The following is a 16,623-nucleotide window of genomic DNA, read 5'->3' on the forward strand; positions in this document are numbered from 1 at the left end:
GAGGCAACGGCTGCTCCCACGAACGTGATCAAGGACAGAAGCCATCAGATCACGAACCAGCCGACACCGCGCGAGTTAACCAGCAGGGTCCTGTACCGCGTCAAAATACGGCCACGATGGCTCTGACCTGTGGTTTGACGGGGTCCGCTCCCCCAGGCACGATCGCGTCTTGTGCTTGTCCGTCTCCTCTATCTGGTTGCGCTTCGGGTGTTCGGCTGGCTGATGTTGCTGGGCCGCGGTCAAGCGTCGAAGGACGCGGAGATCATGGTGTTGCGTCATGAGGTGGGGGTGCTGCGGCGTCAGGTCGGACGGCCGAAGCCGGACTGGGCTGATCGGGCCGTTCTCGCGCGTTGGCCCGGTGGTTGCCGGCGGTGCTGCGTGCTCATCGGCTGGTCACTCCGGCGACGTTGCTGGCGTGGCATCGTCGCCTGGTGCGACGGGCCTGGACCTACCCGCATCGGCCCGGGCGTCCGGGGACGACTCCGGAGCTTCGGGATCTGATTATTCGCTTGGCGCGGGAGAACCCTGGATGGGGCCATCGACGGGTGCACGGGGAGTTGGTGCGGCTTGGTTTTCAGGTTAGCGAGGTGACCGTGCGGCGCATCCTGCGCTCCCGCCGTTTCGATCCGGCGCCCCGACATCTCGACATGTCCTGGCGGACCTTCTTACGCTCACAGGCCGAAGGCCTCCTGGCTTGTGATTTCTTCCATGTGGACACGATCTTTCCGCAGCGCTTGTACGTGTTGTTCGTGATGGAGGTCCGCACGCGACACGTGCACGTCCTAGGCGTGACCTGCCACCCGACCGGGGTGTGGACGGCTCAGCAGGCCGCAATCTCCTGATCGACCTGGGCGAGCGAGCAGGGTCGTTCCGCTTCCTCATCCGCGATCGGGATGCCAAGTTCACCACCGTCTTCGATGAGGTGTTCGCCGCCGTGGGTATCGCGGTGCTGAGGACGCCGCCGCGGACGCCGAGGGCGAACTACTTCGCCGAGCGCTGGGTCCGGACGGTGCGAGTTGAGTGCACTGACCGCATGTTGATCTACGGTGAACGTCACCTGCGCTCGGTCCTGAGCGAGTATGTCGATCACTACAACGCCCATCGGCCGCATCAGGCCCGTAGGCAACGGCCACCCGATCACGATGAGCATGTGGTGGTGCCGATGGAAGGCCGGATCGAACACCACAAGATACTCGGAGGAGTGATCAACGAATACCGCCGAGCCGCCTAGCTCGACTGGTGAAATCCCAGTTCAACCCACGTGCGCGAGTTTGACGCCCTACAGGTGGTGGCATGGACATGCTGTCGCTGTCGATCAAGGTTGAGCCGGACTACGGGCTGGCAGCTGATGGCGTAGGGCGTGCTGACCGGGCAAAGCAGGAGTGTCAGCAGGCTAAGCGCATGGCGCCTCGCATCTCGCGCCCGGACAGTATCGATGACTACCTGGCGGCGAACATCGAGTGGGCGCACCGCGCGACCCGGGAGGCCGTTGCTCTGATGGAGAGTGCCAACCACCCGCTCGGCCCGTACCTAGATTGGCTGGTGGCCAAGGGCATCGACATCACACATCTAAGAGCTGGCTCCGTCTGAAATGTCCTCGGAGCCCAACAGGCCTTCGGTGTGCTGGACGGTGGCGATCGCGATTCGTGATCCGGCACATGCTCAGATCGCGGGTAAGCATTGGGTGGGGACATCCGCAGACGATCGACACGAGTCGTGGACAGCCGGACATGCGAAACCCCCGTCGCTGCGCACCAGCGCAGATCAGACGGGGTTTTGGCTGATCGGGAGTAGTAGGGCGGGTGGGACTTGAACCCACGACCCACGGATTATGAGTCCGATGCTCTGACCGGCTGAGCTACCGCCCCTGGATTCAGTTGTGTGACGTGCGGCGGGACGTCCGAAGGACCATGCCGAGCCCCCGTGCAAGCTAAGGCTAGAGCATCGGATCCGGTCGTCGTGCCCGGCCGAACGGGAGACAGATCTCCGCCGACATCATTCCATGCTCGGCAACGTTGTTGGAGCCTGACTCGATCATATTCGGGTCTCGGTTTAGGGACGCGAGAAGGCAGGCGAGGTGGGGGCGGGTAGCGTCTTGGCGTGGCCGTGAAGCTGGTTTACGAGACGCATTCCGTCACCGTGGACAACGAGACGGGCATCGCCACCGGCTGGTTGCCTGGTGAGCTGTCCGAGCGCGGGCGGGCGCTGGCTGTGGAGCTGGGGGTGCGGCGGCGGGAGGTGGACGTCGTGTACGCCTCCGACCTGCGGCGGGCCGTGCAGACGGCGGAGATCGCCTTTGTGGGGAGCGGCAAGGAGATCAGGCTCGATCGGCGGCTCAGGGAATGTGACTACGGGATCTACAACGGGCGGCCGGTCAGTGAGGTGGCGGCGCTGCGGAGCAGGCACATCGATACGCCGTGGCCGGGCGGGCAGAGTTATCGGCAGGTAGTGGCGGAGATGGCGGGGTTTCTACGGGATGTGATGGAGCAGTGGCAGGGGTGCGTGGTGCTTCTGGTGTCGCACTCCGCCAATCGGTGGGCGCTGCAGAATCTGCTGGACGGGACTTCCCTGGAGGAACTGGTCGACGCGCCGTTCGAATGGCGGCCGGGGTGGGAGTACAACCTGGCGTGAGGGGCCGGTTCGGGAAGGGCCAGAGGGCACGCCCTCCCCTCGGGCTGTCCGGGCCGCGCGGCTGGGTGCGCTCGACGGCCGCCGCCGGGCCGCGTGGCGGCGCGTGACGGTCGCCGTCGCACCATGCCTGACGGTGGCAGCGGCGGGAGTTATGGGGCGGTGCCGTAACCCGGGTTCCGTACCAGCCAGTCGGAGTAGACCAGGCTCCGGCGTACTGCGTCCATGTGGACCTGCTTGGCCTGCGACACCACCCACGCGGCGTCGGGGGCGGTGGGGTGGCGGCCGAGGAGCTGCCGCCAGCGCAGCGGCGCGCCCGCGAGCGGCACCATGACGAGGCCCTGGGCGGGCTGGTGGGTGGCCTGGCACAGCACCACCGCGCGGCCGACCTGGGCGAGGTGCGTGCAGGTGGAGACGTCGGTTCGTAGATCGTGCCGGGGGTGAACCCGGCACGCGCGCAGGCCGTGGCGAAGCAGTCGGCGAAGCAGCCGTCGCCGGGCGTCACGGCCCAGTGCTCGCCGGCGAGGCCGGCCAGCTCCACCTCCTTCTCCTTGGCCGCCGGATGATCCTCGCCGACCAGGCAGAACACGGGGTCGAGTGCGATCGACTCCCACACGAGCGCGCCGGCGGGCGTGCCGGAGTCGCCGCAGGCGCCGGTCAGCACGTAATCGAGGCGGCCGAGCTCGACCATGCTGGTCAGCTCGCGTGCCGACCAGGATGTGTACGTGCTGACCGGGCGCTCCGTGGCCAGCCGGTCGACCAGGCCGCCCAGGATGGGGCCGTTGGTCGCGCCGATGCGGTAGCCGGGGGAGGAGGGGGAGGCGGCGAAACGTACGGCTTCCTCCTGTAGCTCCTGGGCCGCGGGGAGCAGCACTCGCGCCCTGGAGAGCACCAGCTCGCCCAGCCTGGTGGGTCTCGCGCCGTGCCGGTCGCGCTCGAAGAGGGCGCCGCCGAGCCCCCTCTCGATGCGCTTGAGCTGGGCGGTCAGGGCCGGCTGTGCCAGCCCGAGCAGGGACGCGGCCTTGCTCACACTTCCCGCGTCCGCGACCGCGCGGACGATCCTGAGGTGCCTGAGCTCGAGGTCCATAAGGGGAACGTAAGGCGGCGATCTCTTACAAACAATGCCAATATGTCAGGAAATGTGACAGATATTGTCGAGGGCACTGGGGTAGGGGAAGCCCATGACGACGATGGGAATAGACCCGGCGCAGCTCAGCGACGAGGATCTGCTCCGCGAGCTGCGGCAGCTGCACGCGACCCGGAGCGACACGTTCTTCCACGGGTCGGAGGACGCTCTGGCGGTGCACACGTCACGGACGAACGAGCTGGAGACCGAGTACCTCCGTCGCTACCCGGATCGCGAAGTCGATCCGTACCGGTTGAGGGAGGGGGCGAGACAGCGCTCATGATCGAGGCCCACGATGTGCAGGCTCTGTCGGACATCGACATCCACGTGTACGAGGCGGTGGCTTCACAGGCGGTCGAGCATGGGACGGCGAGTCCGGCAGGGGTCGTGCGGGCGTCCGGACTGACCGAGGAGGAGGTGCGCGAGTGCGTCGCGCACCTGATCGAGCACGGGTACGTGTTGCCCAGGGGAGACAGGTACGCCCTGGGGCCGCACACCTTCGAGGTCGAGTACTAGGAAACCGTAAGGACCAGTTTGCCGACGAAGTCGCCGCTCTCCATGACCGCGTGCGCCTTGGCGGCGTCGGCCAGCGGGAAGACCCGGTCCACATGGGCGGCCAGCTTGCCGTCCGCCGCCAGAGCGGCGATCTCCGCCAGCGCGGCATGATCAGGCTCCACGCTGAACTGTCCCCGCCGCACACCTGCCTGGTCGAACGCGGCCGCGTCGGCGGGGGTCATCCCCGAGCCCGCGATGAACATGCCGCCCGGGCGCAGCACGCGAAGCGAACGGAGCGGGTACTCCTGCCCCCTGGCCATCAGGCCCACCATGTCGAGCACGATGTCGACGTCCGACAGGACCTCGCTGAAGTCGACGCTCGTGTAGTCGATCACCTCGTCCGCGCCCAGTCCCCGTACGAAGTCGTGCTTCGAGGCCCGCGTGGTGCCGATCACGTACGCGCCGCGTAGCTTGGCGAGCTGCACGGCCAGGTGCCCGACGCCGCCGGCGGCCGCGTGGACGAGCACCCGCTGCCCCGGCGAGATCTCGACGATGTCCGAGAACGCCTGCCACGCGGTCAGGGCCGGCATGGGCAGCGCGGCGGCCTGGACGTGATCGATCCCGGCCGGCTTGCGGGCGAGGTGCCGGGGCCTGGCCACCACGTACTCGGCGTACGCGCCGGCGGGGTAGGGGAAGTCCACCATCCCGAAGACCTCGTCGCCGGGCTTGAACCGGCCGACGTACTCGCCGATCTCCTCGACCACGCCTGACACGTCCCAGCCGGGGATCAGCGGGGGCTCGACGAAATGCGGGGGGAACGGGGTGCGCCGCACCTTCCAGTCCGGTGGGTTGACGCCTGCGGCCCGGACCTTGACCAGCACCTCGTTCCGCCGCGGCATCGGCCGCGTCACGGTCTCGAGCTGCAGCACCTCTGGCTCCCCGAAGGAGCGAAACGTCATAGCTTGCATGCCTTCATGCTGTTCAATGACGGTACCCATTGTGAAGAAGGCACTTGTCTGGTATTCAGGTTCCTGATGGATACTACGTTTCCAGATCTCAGGAAGCACGGCGGCGCCGACGCGTTCCTGCGGGCGTGCAAGCCGCGCACCGTGATCGACATGTTCAGCAACAAGTGGACCGGACTGGCCATGGGCGCGCTGCTCGACGGGCCCAGGCGGTTCAACGAGCTGCGCCGCATGCTCGACGGCGTCACGCAGAAGATGTTGTCGCAGACCCTGCGCGCCCTCGAGCGCGACGGGCTGGCCACCCGGACCGTCTACCCGACGATCCCGCCCAGGGTCGAGTACGAGCTCACCGACCTGGGCCGCAGCGCCATAGACGTCCTGCGGGCCATCGGCGATTGGGCGCGCGAGCACGCCGACGACGTGATCGCCGCCCGCGAGGCCTACGACGAGCGGGCGAAGGAGCCCGTCAGAGCCGTCTGAGCCGGGCCCACGCCAGGAACGTGCCGCCGCCCAGCGCCACGCCCACCACGGGCGCGATCCGGCCCACCCGCAGGTAGTGGCCGTCGTCGCGGTCAGGACGCAGGTGCGGCTGCCAGATGTCGTTGGTGAAGACCGTCCCGCTACCCCGGAAAGTCCCGGCATCACCGGTTCCCCCGCTCGATATGAGTACCCCTCAGGTAAGGCGCCTCGCGAGGCGTGGTGGACCGTCGAACGCGGCCCGCCATACTGTCAAGAGGTGAACGTCGCCGACCTCAGCCCGGCGCAGGCGCGGGAGCGCTTCCGCGCCGGCGAGCGGGTGCCCACGGCGGGCTGGTGCAGGGGCTGGACGCAGGCCAACCTGATCGCCGTGCCCAGACGGTTGCGGTACGAGCTGCTGCTGTTCGCCCACCAGAACCCGCAGGCGTGCCCCGTGCTCGACGTGGGGGAGCCCGGGACCTGGTCCACGCCGCTGTTTCCCGGCGACCTCCGTACCGACCTGCCCGGATACCGGCTCTACCGCGACGGCGAGCCGGTCGCGGACCTCGGCGACGTGGTGGCGGAGTGGCGGGACGACCTGGTGCCGTTCCTCATCGGGTGCAGCTTCACCTTCGAGGCGGCCCTGCTCGCGGCCGGGGTGCCGGTACGGCACCTGGAGCTGGGGACGAACGTGCCGATGTACGTCACCGACGTCCCCTGCGAGGCGGCGGGCAGCCTGTCGGGGCCGCTGGTCGTGTCGATGCGGCCGGTGCCCGAGGCGCTGGTGAAGACCGCCGTCGAGGTGAGCGGGCACTATCCGATGGTGCACGGCGCGCCGGTGCACGTCGGCGACCCCGCGGCGATCGGGATCCGCGACCTGGGCCGGCCCGACTTCGGTGACCCGGTGGAGGTGCGGGCGGGGGAGGTGCCGCTGTTCTGGGCATGCGGGGTGACGCCGCAGGCGGCGGTCATGGCCAGCGGCGTCGAGTACGCGATCGGCCACCTGCCTGGACACATGGCCATCCTCGACGCGCGCGACGACGACTACCGCGTCTGACGTACGCGGATTTGCGTACGCGGGTGCCTCGTCTCGGCGGACGACCCCGCGGGCCGCCCCGGTCAGACTCCTTGACCATGCTGACCGTCTTGACCAGGACATTGACCGGGACATTGATCGGGGCGTTCCGGGTGCCGGAGCTGCGCAAGAAGCTGCTGTTCACCTTGGGACTGATCGCGCTGTTCCGCCTCGGGCAGCTCATGCCCTCGCCGGGGGTGGACGTGGTGGCCGTGCGGGAGTGCGTGGGGGCGGCCAAGGGCGGCATCTTCGACATGGTGCAGATGCTCAGCGGGGGCGCGATGCTGCAGCTGTCGGTGTTCGCGCTGGGCGTCATGCCGTACATCACCGCCAGCATCGTCCTGCAGCTCTTCGCCGTGCTCGTCCCCCGGCTGGACGCGCTCAGGAAGGAGGGGCAGCGCGGCCAGGCCAAGATCACGCAGTACACGCGCTACCTGACGGTCGGGCTCGCCCTGCTGAACGCCGGGACGATCGTCGCGCTGGCCCGCGCCCGGCAGCTCCTGCCCGGTTGCACGCGGCCGCTGCTGCGGGACGAGGGCTTGCTGGCCGTGACCGTGATCGTGGTGACCATGGTGGCGGGGGCCTGCGTGGTCATGTGGCTCGGCGAGCTGATCACGGACCGTGGGATCGGGAACGGGATGTCGCTCCTGATGTTCGCGCAGGTCGTGGCCGTTTTCCCGGCGTACATGGCGAAGATCTTCGTGCTCAGCCCGGTGAGTTTCGTGGTGATGACCGCGGCGGGGCTCTGCCTCGTGGCGGCCGTGGTCTTCGTGGAGCAGGCGCAGCGGCGGATCCCGGTGCAGTACGCCAAGCGGATGGTGGGGCGGCGGATGTACGGGGGGAGCAGCACGTACATCCCGTTGAAGGTGAACCAGGCGGGGATCGTGCCGGTGATCTTCACCTCGTCGCTGCTGTACCTGCCGACGCTGGCGGCGCCGCTGCTCGGGGACGCGGGGCAGGCGTGGGTGGAGCGCAACCTGACGTCGGGTCCTCTCCACATGAGCTTGTACGTGCTCCTGATCGTGGGGTTCGCCTACTTCTACGTGTCGATCACCTTCAATCCCGTGGAGGTGGCGGACAGCATGCGACGGTATGGGGGATTCGTTCCTGGGATCCGGCCCGGGGGACCCACGGCCCGGTACCTGGCGTACGTGCTGGGCCGGCTGACCGCGCCCGGGGCGGTCTACCTGGCGGTGCTGGCGCTGCTGCCGCTGGTGGCGTTCGCGATCCTCAAGGATCCGGGTACGCAGCAGAACTTCCCCTTCGGCGGGACCAGCGTGCTGATCATGGTCGGGGTGGGGCTGGACACCGTGAAGCAGATCGAGGCCCAGCTCCAGCAGCGCAACTACGAGGGCTTCCTGAAGAAGTAGCTCATGCGGGGATGCTCAGCCCGGCTCGCATGGCGAACACCACGAGCTGGGCGCGGTCCCTCGCGCGGAGCTTGACCATGGCGCGGCTGACGTGGGTGCGGACGGTGTCGGGGCTGATCACCAGCTCCTTGGCGATCTCCTCGTTCGACCTGCCTGTGGCCACCCAGGCCACCAGCTCCCGCTCCCGGGGCGTCAGCGTCTCCAGCCCTTCGACCGGCCCGGCGCCGTGCTGCCCGAACATGCCGATGACCTTCCTGGTGATCGCCGGTGACAGCAGCGCCTCGCCCGCGGCCACCACGCGCACGGCGTTGACCAGCTCCTCCGGGGCGCTGTCCTTGAGTACGAAGCCGCTGGCCCCAGCCTGGAGCGCGGCGAAGACGTACTCGTCGACGGCGAAGGTCGTCACCACGACGATCCTGGTGGTGCGCAGCTCCGGGTCCTCGGCGATGGCCCGTAGTGTGGCGAGGCCGTCCATGCCGGGCATGCGGATGTCGAGCAGCAGGACATCCGGGCGGGCACGGCGGATCAACGCCAGCGCGGCGCTGCCGTCGGCGGCCTCGCCGACGCACTCCATGCCGGGCGCGCGCTCCAGCAGGGCCCGCAGCCCCATCCGCACGACCGCCTGATCGTCGGCGACGACCACCCTGATCACGCCCTCCGTCGCGCTGATGCCCTCCGCCGCGCCGACGTGCTCGGGCGGGCCGACGTGCTCAGTTACGGGGGCAGTGGCGGTCGCGGGCTCGGGGGAGGACTTGGGTGCGGGTTCCGGCGTGGGCCCGTGTTCCGGCATGATCACGTCGAGACCTGGGGGAAGCGGACGATCACCTGGAAGCCGCCGCCCTCGCGCGGCCCGGCGGCGAAGTGGCCGCCCGCCTCGGTGACTCGGGAGCGCATCCCGGCCAGCCCGCGCCCTTCCCTGGCGCCCGTCCAGCCCGCACCCCGGTCGGCCACCTCCAGCACGAACTCGCCCGGATGCCCGCCCACCCGCACGAGCACCCTGGTGGGGCCCGCGTGGCGAAGCACGTTGGTCAGAGACTCCCGCACAACCCGGTAGACGGTGCCCTGAAGGCGGGCCGGCACGGTGAAGTCCGTCGGCTCGACGTCCACCGGCAGGCCCGCCGCCCGGACGCCCTCGATGAGCCGGGCGAGGTCGCCGCCCGGCGGGTCGATGCCGTCGAGCGCCGCCCGCAGCTGGGAGAGGGCCGTCGTACTGGTCTCCCTGATCGCGCGCAGCGACGCCCGCGCCTGCTCGGGGTCGTCGTCGAGCGCTACGAGCGCGAGCCCGGCCTGCATGGCGATGGCCGCGAGCCCATGCCCGGCAGCGTCATGCACCTCACCGGCGATCCTGGCCCGCTCAGCCGCCACCGCATCCGGCCCACCGGCGACCGGCTCGCCCGCCACCGCATCGAGCGCGGCCGCGACCGGCTCACCCCAAGTGGCCCCGCCGACGCCCAGCGCGGCGCCATTCTGGCCGCCCCGAGTCCCGGAGCCCAGCGCGGCGGTGCTCCAAACGTCACGAGCCGCTTCGCCGACGCCCAGCGTGCCAGGGGCTGTCTTGTCGTGGCGCAGCGCTGCTTGTGCCGGCCGAGAGCCGTCAACCGCGATGGCCGGCGACGCGCTGCCGCCCGGTCCCACGGCGCTCGGTCCCACGGCGCCTGGTCCCGCTGACCCCGGTGCCGTCGAGGTCGGCGCGGTGCCGTTCAGGTGGGTGGGCGCATGGCGCACCGTTTTGAGGGGGCGGGGCTGGGCCGCCGGGAGGGCCCATGGGCGTACCGATCCGGCGGAGAGGTTGACCTGTGGCGGCTCCGCCTCAGCAGCGGCGGCGGCCGCCGCGGCGCGGGCCTGGGCGAGGCCGCTGAACGACCACGGGACGGCCAGCCAGCCCGCCCACGCCAGCATGACCACGACCGGGACGTCGCCGAGCCGGGTCAGGCGCGACAGAGCGGCCAGCGGCCGGCGCAGGCGGCCGCCCCTGTGCGTGTGCTCCGTCACCATCCCCACCCGGCCAAGGCTCGTGTAGCCCAGATCTTAGCGAGCTTTCACACGTCCCGGGTCTCGCGCGGACCCGTCAACCCCCACGAGGTGATCTTCGTGGGCGTGATCTTGATGATCTCCCTGGAGAAGTACGGCAGGGGCGGGTCGGCGTCCGTCAGCGCCTCCGCCGTGCCCCTGATCTCGATGCCGCGCACCACCCACGGATCCACCGAGGCCAAGTCGTCCACGACGAGCGCGACGGTGCTGCCCTTCTGTACGTTCCTGAACTTCTTGGACGCGCCCATGGCGTGCCCGCCGATGGTGATCGTGCCGGTCTCGGCGTCGACGAAGAATCCGACCGGGTTATTCTGCACCTGTCCGCCGGGCGACACGGTGGCCAGACGGCCGAGGTGCTGCGACGACAGGTACTCCAGTTCCGCTGATGTGAAGGTCATGCGGTCGAGTCTGCAACCTTGACATTGGTTGAGGTCAAGCCAGTCCGTCGGTCAGCCAGCGCAGCGGGTTGTCGCGGGTGATGAGGCCGATCGTTTCCTCACCGACGCCTGCCTCGCGAAGGCGCGGCAGCAGGGCGTCGAACAGGTGGGCGTAGCCGGGCCCGTCGTACTTGCGCAGCTGCGCCACCCGGCTCAGCCCCGTGCTGACGAGCAGGCGGTCGGCGTGGCCGTCCTCGATGAGGCCGAGCGCGATCCTGGCCGCCTGGTCCGGGCCGAGGCCGAGGAGGCCCAGGCTCACGTACGCGCCCGCTTCGGCGATCTTCCTGGCCGCCCCCAGGTCGGTGCCCGCGTAGCCGACGGCCACCCGGGAACCCGGCAGGCCCTGCCCGAGCAGGATCTCCAGCAGCGCGGGGGCGTTCGCGCCGTGCGTCGCGACGGGGAGGCGCGACTTCAGGGAGGCGTGGGCGGCGGCGATCAGGCAGCGCTCCTCGCGCGGCGTGGGTTCGGCGCCCCAGGAGCCGACCTCGCCGATCACGCCGGGGAACACGCCCATGTCGTCCGCGCCGCTGAGGATCTCGTCCATCAGCTGGCTGGTGAGCGAGTCCACGTCCGCGTTTCCGACGTTCGTGAACGGCTCTGCGAAAAGCCCGGTCGAGGCGATCACCGGCACCCGGCTGCCTGCCGCCATGCGGGCCAGGGCGGCGGCGTCGCGGCCCATGCCCATGCAGGTCAGATCCACTACGAGGCCGAGCCCACCGGACTGGCGCAGCTCGCGGAGCTCGGCGGTGACGGCGTGCTCCTCGTCGAGCCAGCGGTACGGGTCGGAGTCGATGCCGACTCCCCAGCGCAGGTCGGTACGCAGGTGCTCGTGGGGGAGCACGGCGCCGGTGATGGCGGCCGCGCGTACAGGACCGGTGACGGTACGGAGCAAAACCTCGGGCATAACAGACATTAACCGATGTTTGCCGGAAGCCGGTCGTTCAGGCGGAAAATTTACCGTCTGGCGGGTTTGGTGTTTTGCTAGTCGGCTGCAAGTGGCCACCGGTCGGCGGCCCGTATCCTGGATGGCATACCGACTGCCGGGGGGGAATTGTGCAGCTTCAGAACGCCGACACCGGCGACGCCGACGTGATCAAGGGCGAGGCCGCCGACCGCTCCAGCATGCCCGAGCGTCGCACGGGCCTCCACGGGTGGCTGGACGGCATCAGGTCCACGCGCACCGGCGCGCTCACGCTGAAGATCGTGTTCGGCGTGATCGGGGCCCTCATGGTGGTGGCCGGGCTGATCATGGTGCCGTTCCCCGGGCCGGGGTGGGCGGTCGTGTTCGCGGGGCTGGCGGTGCTGGCCGTGGAGTTCCACTGGGCGCGCAGGGTGCTGGAGTTCGGCAAGCGCACGCTGCACGCCTGGATGGAGTGGTACAAGCGGCAGGGCTGGCTCCTACGCGTCGTCGTGCTCATCGTGACGGTGGCCGTCGCCGCGGTGATCGTCTACTTCGGCATGCGTACGCTCGGCATCGACGTCATCAGGATCGCTCGGGGTTACATCTAGACCCGGTCGGTATCGACGCCCGAAATTTCGTACTTACCTGTCTATTCTGCGGGCGTGATCGCCAAAATCGCCATCGCGCTGTCCATGACGCTTTCCGCGGGTTATGCAGGAGCGGCGACGCTCCCGGTCGCAGCCCAGGCGGACCTCGTGCTGCCCGGCACCGGCAGCGTGAAATATTACGAAAAAACGGGCGATCCGGTACGTCTTACCGCTTACGGCCTCGGCACCAAGCGCACCTACCTCAGAGCCGCGACCGGCAACGCCTTCGCCTGGGAGAAGACGCTCTCCGAAGTGTCCGTCTCGCCCGGGAACCGCCTGACCGCAGGCGTGCCCGGCTCGTACCGGTCGGGCTACGACTCCCTGATCGTCACCGACCGCACCACCGGCGCCTCAACCAGGATCCGCACGGTCAAGAAGCCGCTGACCGCCTCCTACGCCTCGTGGTCCCGCGACGGGAAGCGGGTCGCGCTCACCGTCGAGCAGAAGGTGAGCGGCAAGTGGCAGGTGCTCGGCTTCACGGTCGTGGACGTGGCCGCCAAGACCGCGCGCACGGTGCGGGTCGCCGGCCTGAGCCGGAACGCGGGCTTCTGGTGGAGCCCCGACGGCAACCTCGTCTCCATGTACGGCACCGGCCTGCGCGCCTACCGGGCCTCCGACGGCGCGGTCATGCGCACCTACGCGGGCGTCGGCCTGCCGACCGGCCCCGAGGACCCGTTCTCACCTTCGGGCAAGCGGCTCACCACCTGGTGCCCGTCGCGGTTCAAGGAGCAGCTCTGCCTGGTGGATCCGGTCAGCGGCAAGATCGCCCAGCGCGTGAACGTACGGCCCGAGGCCCTTCTCGGCTGGTGGAACGAGAGCCACGTGATCGCCGTCATGGCGCATGGCACGGCCTACCGGCTGACGGTGCTCGACCTGAGTGGCAAGGCGACGCGCGTGCTGGCGGACGTGCCCCGCACGGCGTGGGCGTCGGACCTGTGGCTCTCCTTCACCCGCGTGTCATAGGTAGAGGCCGGTGCCGTGGTCGGTCTCCTGGGTGGCCACCGCGTGCAGGTCGCGCTCGCGCATCACGAGATAGGTCCGCGCGTGCACCTCGACCTCGAACTGCTCCTCCGGGTTGAACAGCACCTTGTCGCCCACCTTGACCGAGCGCACGTTCGTGCCGACGCCGCACACCTCGCCCCAGGACAGCCGGTTGGCCATCTTGACCGTCGCCGGAATGACGATCCCGGAGCCGCTGCGCCGCTCCTCGGCCTCCTGCTCCAGCTTGATCATGACCCGGTCGTGCAGCATCTGAATCTCGAACTTGGGCTCTACCACGGGCTCAAGTTTACGAGCCACGACACCCACGAAACTCCGGAAGCCGCGATCAAGGCAGCCTGAGCTCGGCGAACACGGGCCGGTGGTCGGTGTGCTCCAGCTGCAGCACCTCGAAGTCACGCACCGCCATCCGGGAGTCCGCCAGCACGTGGTCGATCGTCACGCCGGGCAGGTTCTGGTTCGAGCCCTCCTGCGGCCAGGTCGGCACGAACCCCCGCCCCATGACGTCGGCCGCGTCCCGGTAGCCGTTCGCCAGCAGCTCACGCACCGGCAGGTGATCGAGCGTGGCGTTGAAGTCGCCCGCCAGCACCCGCAGTTCCTTGCCCGCCCGCGGCAGCGCCGCCAGCCCCGCCTGCCAGCACGGCTGCCGCCCGATCCGCTTCGGGGCGCACGGGTGCACGGACACGATCTCCACCCGTATCCCGTCCGGATGCCTGATCCAGGCCCTGGCCTGCCCGAACCCGCCGTACTTGATCGTCTCTCCGGCCGTCAGCGGATACCGCGCGTAGACGGCCGACCCGCCGACCCCCGGCAGCGGCCGCGTGACGGCGTACGGCAGCACCTTGCGTAGCCCCGCGCTCTCCAGCCGCCGCATGGCGCCCGGCGTGAACTCCTGCAGCGTCAGCACGTCCGGCTGCCGCGTGGTGACCAGCGCCATCAGATCGGCCGTGTCGGCCCGCCCCACCAGCAGGTTCGCCGCGAGGACCCGCAGCACCGGTCCGTGGGCGGCGGGGTTGCCGTCGGCCAGGGCACGGGGGAGCACGGCGGGCGTCAGCGCAAGCACCGAGACGAGCGCGACCGTGCCCGCCGCCCACCGTCTCAGCAGGCAGGCCAGCAGCACGGTCACCACCGCCGCGCACACCGCGTACGGCGTGTACGCCACCACCGGCACCCACGGCCAGTCCGGCTCGAACCCGCTCAGCCGCACCGCCGCCCACCCGGCGAACGGCGCCACCACGATCCAGCTCACCCATGTCCGCACGTCATGTATCGCCACAAAGAGCGATTCGGGTTCATGAGAGGCTGTGCGCCATGCACGACGTGGAAGCCAGGGTCCTGAACGCCATCGACGAGGCAGAGACCGTCGGTCTGCTGGCTGAGACCGTCAGGGTCCCCAGCGTCACCGGGACCGACGCCGAGTCCGAGCTGCAGCACCGCTTCGCCCGCCTGCTCACCGAGGCGGGCATGGACGTGGACGTCTGGAAGCTCGACCTCGCCGACCTGACCGGCCGTCCCGGCTTCCCCGGCACCGAGGCGCCCAGGACCGAGGGGTACGGCGTCGTGGCCGTCACCGGGGGTGAGAGCACACCCGCGCTCGCCCTCCAGGGCCACGTGGACGTCGTCCCCACGGGTGACCTGGCCAAATGGGAGGGCAGCGACCCGTTCGCCGCCAGGATCACCGGCGACGTGCTGCACGGCAGGGGCGCCTGCGACATGAAGGCGGGCCTGGTCGCCAACCTCGCCGTGGCGCGGGCGATCAGGAAGGCCGGGATCAGGCTCGCCAGGCCGCTCGCCGTGCACTGCGTGATCAGTGAGGAGGACGGCGGGCTCGGCGCGTTCGCCACGCTGGCCAGAGGGCACACGGCGGAGGCCGCGGTCATCACCGAGCCCACCAGCGGCGCGGTCATCACGGCCAACGCGGGCGCGCTGACGTTCCGGCTGGAGATCGCCGGGCGGGCCGCCCACGGGGCCACACGGTACGAGGGGGTCAACGCGGTCGAGGTGTTCTGGCCGGTGTTCGAGGCGATCCGGCGCCTGGAGGCAGAGCGGAACCGGGACGTTCCCGGCATCTTCCAGGGCAACGCGAGTCTATGGTCGCACTCCCGACGGGACCTCGCTGGTTACGCAAGCTACCGCTCTCGGCCCCTGCTCGTTGCTCCGTGGCCGTACCCGATCGAGATCGGGACCGTGCACGCGGGGGACTGGGCCAGCACGGTGCCCGACCTGCTGGTCGCCGAGGGGCGGCTCGGGGTGCGGCTGGAGGAGGACCCGGCGGCGGCACGCGCGGCGTTCGAGGAGGCGGTCCTGGGTGTCGCGCATCCATGGCTGCGCGACAACCCGCCGGTGGTGACGTGGCCTGGTGGACAGTTCGCCAGCGGCCGGCTGCCTGCCGGGCATGCGCTGCTGGACGAGGTCTGCGGGGCGGTCGCCGACGTCACGGGCGCGCGGCCCGCCGAGGCGGCGGCGCCGTACGGGAGCGACCTGCGGCTGTACGCGGCGGGCGGGATCCCGACGCTGCACTACGGCCCCGGGGACGTGCGTTTCGCTCACGCCCCCAGGGAGCAGGTCGAGCTGAGGGAGCTGCGCGAGGTCACGCGGGCACTGGCGCTTCTCGTGGTGCGCCGCTGCGGAGCACTCTGAGCGCGTTCCGCTTGTGCTGGCGGACACTGAACTGGACTAGAGTCCGAATCATGTCGGAGTCGCTGGAGCTTCTGGTGGGCCGCCCCGTGAAGGAGCGGGCGGACGCGGCGCGCAACCGGGAGAAGGTACTGGCCGCGGCCGCCCGGCTGTTCACGGAGAAGGGGGTGGAGGCGGTCTCGATGGACGCCATCGCGGCGGAGGCGGGCGTGGGTAAGGGCACGCTCTTCCGGCGGTTCGGCGACAAGTCCGGACTCGCCGTGGCGCTCCTGGACTCCCGCGAACGCGACCTCCAGCAGCGCATCCTGTCCGGCCCGCCGCCCCTCGGGCCCGGAGCGCCCGCCCCCGAGCGCCTCGCTGCTTTCGTGGCCGCCTACCTGGACTACCTCTTCGCCCACCTGGACCTGGTCCGCATGTCGGAGACCACCAGCCCGGGGGCTCGCTACCGGATCGGGGCCTATCGCTTCTGGCACCGGCACGTGGCCATCCTCCTGGCCGAGGCCCGGCCGGGCTGCGATGCCGACGCCCTGTCCCACACGCTGCTGGCGGCGATGGGGGCGGAGGCGGCGGGTGTCCTGAAGGACTCCTACGGCCCGGCCCGGGCCCTCGCCGCCATCACCACCCTGGCCGCTGCCCTGACGACCGCAGCCTGACGTCCCTTCCCCGCGCTCACCCGCGCCGCATTGTTGCTGGTCGGCGCCACACACCAGGCCAATGCAGGCAGACGCTCACCAGCTACTCACATCGCCGAAATCCCTCCGAGTCAGCCCAAGGACAAGCACCAGCCAGCAACCCCCGAAAATCTCACAGCCGTGAGAGCCGGGCGTCCCATGGCCCGTCATATCACGCCACAACG

21 protein-coding genes, 1 tRNA gene and 1 pseudogene are annotated in these 16,623 nt (G+C 70.0%); 13 read left to right on the top strand and 10 right to left on the bottom strand.

What is annotated here, in order from left to right:
* The first annotated feature begins 371 nt into the window (after positions 1-371).
* From AB0J09_RS14860 to AB0J09_RS14870, 3 genes are all read left to right on the top strand, one after another.
* Positions 372-842 (top strand): helix-turn-helix domain-containing protein, encoded by a 471-nt coding sequence (locus tag AB0J09_RS14860; RefSeq protein ID WP_360690153.1) that lies wholly within the window; start codon positions 372-374, stop codon positions 840-842.
* Positions 812-1,231: an integrase core domain-containing protein gene (locus AB0J09_RS14865; RefSeq protein WP_360690088.1), complete on the top strand. Its 420-nt coding sequence runs from the start codon at positions 812-814 to the stop codon at positions 1,229-1,231. The genes AB0J09_RS14860 and AB0J09_RS14865 overlap by 31 nt, the downstream gene beginning before the upstream one ends.
* A gap of 62 nt (positions 1,232-1,293) precedes the next feature.
* Positions 1,294-1,590, top strand: coding sequence for a hypothetical protein (locus AB0J09_RS14870; RefSeq protein ID WP_360690090.1), 297 nt, complete (start codon positions 1,294-1,296; stop codon positions 1,588-1,590).
* 204 nt (positions 1,591-1,794) lie between these two features.
* Here AB0J09_RS14870 and AB0J09_RS14875 read toward each other — a convergent pair.
* Positions 1,795-1,868, bottom strand: a tRNA-Ile gene (locus AB0J09_RS14875).
* 232 nt (positions 1,869-2,100) lie between these two features.
* Between AB0J09_RS14875 and AB0J09_RS14880 the strand changes: the two genes are divergently transcribed.
* On the top strand, positions 2,101-2,631 hold the full coding sequence (locus AB0J09_RS14880; RefSeq protein WP_360690092.1) for a histidine phosphatase family protein: 531 nt from the start codon (positions 2,101-2,103) through the stop codon (positions 2,629-2,631).
* A 149-nt stretch (positions 2,632-2,780) separates the two neighbouring features.
* Here AB0J09_RS14880 and AB0J09_RS14885 read toward each other — a convergent pair whose 3' ends face one another.
* Positions 2,781-3,005, bottom strand: a complete 225-nt coding sequence (locus AB0J09_RS14885) for a hypothetical protein (RefSeq protein WP_360690163.1) — start codon at positions 3,003-3,005, stop codon at positions 2,781-2,783.
* A 95-nt stretch (positions 3,006-3,100) separates the two neighbouring features.
* A pseudogene (locus AB0J09_RS14890) lies at positions 3,101-3,715 on the bottom strand (LysR family transcriptional regulator); the annotation flags it as partial.
* A 94-nt stretch (positions 3,716-3,809) separates the two neighbouring features.
* Between AB0J09_RS14890 and AB0J09_RS14895 the strand changes: the two are divergent.
* Together AB0J09_RS14895 and AB0J09_RS14900 are read left to right on the top strand one after the other, a co-directional pair.
* A complete protein-coding gene (locus tag AB0J09_RS14895) occupies positions 3,810-4,037 on the top strand; it encodes a DUF6158 family protein (protein WP_360690094.1) in 228 nt (75 codons plus the stop codon).
* Positions 4,034-4,270 (top strand): hypothetical protein, encoded by a 237-nt coding sequence (locus AB0J09_RS14900; protein ID WP_360690096.1) that lies wholly within the window; start codon positions 4,034-4,036, stop codon positions 4,268-4,270. The genes AB0J09_RS14895 and AB0J09_RS14900 overlap by 4 nt, the downstream gene beginning before the upstream one ends.
* Here the strand turns inward: AB0J09_RS14900 and AB0J09_RS14905 are convergent.
* The gene (locus AB0J09_RS14905) at positions 4,267-5,178 is read right to left on the bottom strand and encodes an NADP-dependent oxidoreductase (protein WP_360690098.1); all 912 of its coding nucleotides are present in this window, start codon (positions 5,176-5,178) and stop codon (positions 4,267-4,269) included. The two genes, AB0J09_RS14900 and AB0J09_RS14905, sit on opposite strands and share 4 nt — an antisense overlap.
* Before the next feature lie 105 nt (positions 5,179-5,283).
* Between AB0J09_RS14905 and AB0J09_RS14910 the strand changes: the two genes are divergently transcribed.
* The 3 genes from AB0J09_RS14910 to secY all read left to right on the top strand — a co-directional run bounded on the left by AB0J09_RS14910 (position 5,284) and on the right by secY (position 8,115).
* The gene (locus tag AB0J09_RS14910) at positions 5,284-5,694 is read left to right on the top strand and encodes a helix-turn-helix domain-containing protein (RefSeq protein WP_360690100.1); all 411 of its coding nucleotides are present in this window, start codon (positions 5,284-5,286) and stop codon (positions 5,692-5,694) included.
* Positions 5,695-5,950: 256 nt separating this feature from the next.
* Entirely contained in the window at positions 5,951-6,727 is a 777-nt protein-coding gene (locus AB0J09_RS14915; protein ID WP_360690102.1) for a putative hydro-lyase, read from the top strand.
* Positions 6,728-6,828: 101 nt separating this feature from the next.
* Positions 6,829-8,115: a preprotein translocase subunit SecY gene (secY, locus tag AB0J09_RS14920; protein ID WP_360690155.1), complete on the top strand. Its 1,287-nt coding sequence runs from the start codon at positions 6,829-6,831 to the stop codon at positions 8,113-8,115.
* Position 8,116: 1 nt separating this feature from the next.
* Here the strand turns inward: secY and AB0J09_RS14925 are convergent, their stop codons facing one another.
* The 4 genes from AB0J09_RS14925 to AB0J09_RS14940 form a co-directional block, all read right to left on the bottom strand.
* Positions 8,117-8,767, bottom strand: coding sequence for a response regulator transcription factor (locus tag AB0J09_RS14925; protein ID WP_360690157.1), 651 nt, complete (start codon positions 8,765-8,767; stop codon positions 8,117-8,119).
* A gap of 140 nt (positions 8,768-8,907) precedes the next feature.
* Positions 8,908-10,110: a histidine kinase gene (locus AB0J09_RS14930; RefSeq protein ID WP_360690159.1), complete on the bottom strand. Its 1,203-nt coding sequence runs from the start codon at positions 10,108-10,110 to the stop codon at positions 8,908-8,910.
* A gap of 44 nt (positions 10,111-10,154) precedes the next feature.
* Positions 10,155-10,544 (bottom strand): PPOX class F420-dependent oxidoreductase, encoded by a 390-nt coding sequence (locus AB0J09_RS14935; RefSeq protein WP_360690104.1) that lies wholly within the window; start codon positions 10,542-10,544, stop codon positions 10,155-10,157.
* 34 nt (positions 10,545-10,578) lie between these two features.
* Positions 10,579-11,487, bottom strand: coding sequence for an aryldialkylphosphatase (locus tag AB0J09_RS14940; RefSeq protein ID WP_360690106.1), 909 nt, complete (start codon positions 11,485-11,487; stop codon positions 10,579-10,581).
* A 149-nt stretch (positions 11,488-11,636) separates the two neighbouring features.
* Here AB0J09_RS14940 and AB0J09_RS14945 point away from each other — a divergent pair, with 149 nt between their 5' ends.
* The gene (locus tag AB0J09_RS14945) at positions 11,637-12,092 is read left to right on the top strand and encodes a TIGR02611 family protein (RefSeq protein WP_360690108.1); all 456 of its coding nucleotides are present in this window, start codon (positions 11,637-11,639) and stop codon (positions 12,090-12,092) included.
* 54 nt (positions 12,093-12,146) lie between these two features.
* Entirely contained in the window at positions 12,147-13,094 is a 948-nt protein-coding gene (locus tag AB0J09_RS14950) for a hypothetical protein (protein WP_360690110.1), read from the top strand.
* Here the strand turns inward: AB0J09_RS14950 and AB0J09_RS14955 are convergent.
* Positions 13,089-13,409, bottom strand: coding sequence for a co-chaperone GroES (locus AB0J09_RS14955; protein ID WP_360690112.1), 321 nt, complete (start codon positions 13,407-13,409; stop codon positions 13,089-13,091). The two genes, AB0J09_RS14950 and AB0J09_RS14955, sit on opposite strands and share 6 nt — an antisense overlap.
* 49 nt (positions 13,410-13,458) lie before the next feature.
* Positions 13,459-14,391 (bottom strand): endonuclease/exonuclease/phosphatase family protein, encoded by a 933-nt coding sequence (locus tag AB0J09_RS14960; protein WP_360690113.1) that lies wholly within the window; start codon positions 14,389-14,391, stop codon positions 13,459-13,461.
* Positions 14,392-14,441: 50 nt separating this feature from the next.
* Between AB0J09_RS14960 and AB0J09_RS14965 the strand changes: the two genes are divergently transcribed.
* Together AB0J09_RS14965 and AB0J09_RS14970 are read left to right on the top strand one after the other, a co-directional pair.
* Positions 14,442-15,770: a M20/M25/M40 family metallo-hydrolase gene (locus AB0J09_RS14965; protein ID WP_360690115.1), complete on the top strand. Its 1,329-nt coding sequence runs from the start codon at positions 14,442-14,444 to the stop codon at positions 15,768-15,770.
* Positions 15,771-15,820: 50 nt separating this feature from the next.
* Positions 15,821-16,420, top strand: coding sequence for a helix-turn-helix domain-containing protein (locus AB0J09_RS14970; RefSeq protein WP_360690117.1), 600 nt, complete (start codon positions 15,821-15,823; stop codon positions 16,418-16,420).
* Positions 16,421-16,623: the final 203 nt, after the last annotated feature.

The organism is Nonomuraea sp. NPDC049784 (assembly GCF_040659615.1).
Lineage (GTDB): Bacteria > Actinomycetota > Actinomycetes > Streptosporangiales > Streptosporangiaceae > Nonomuraea.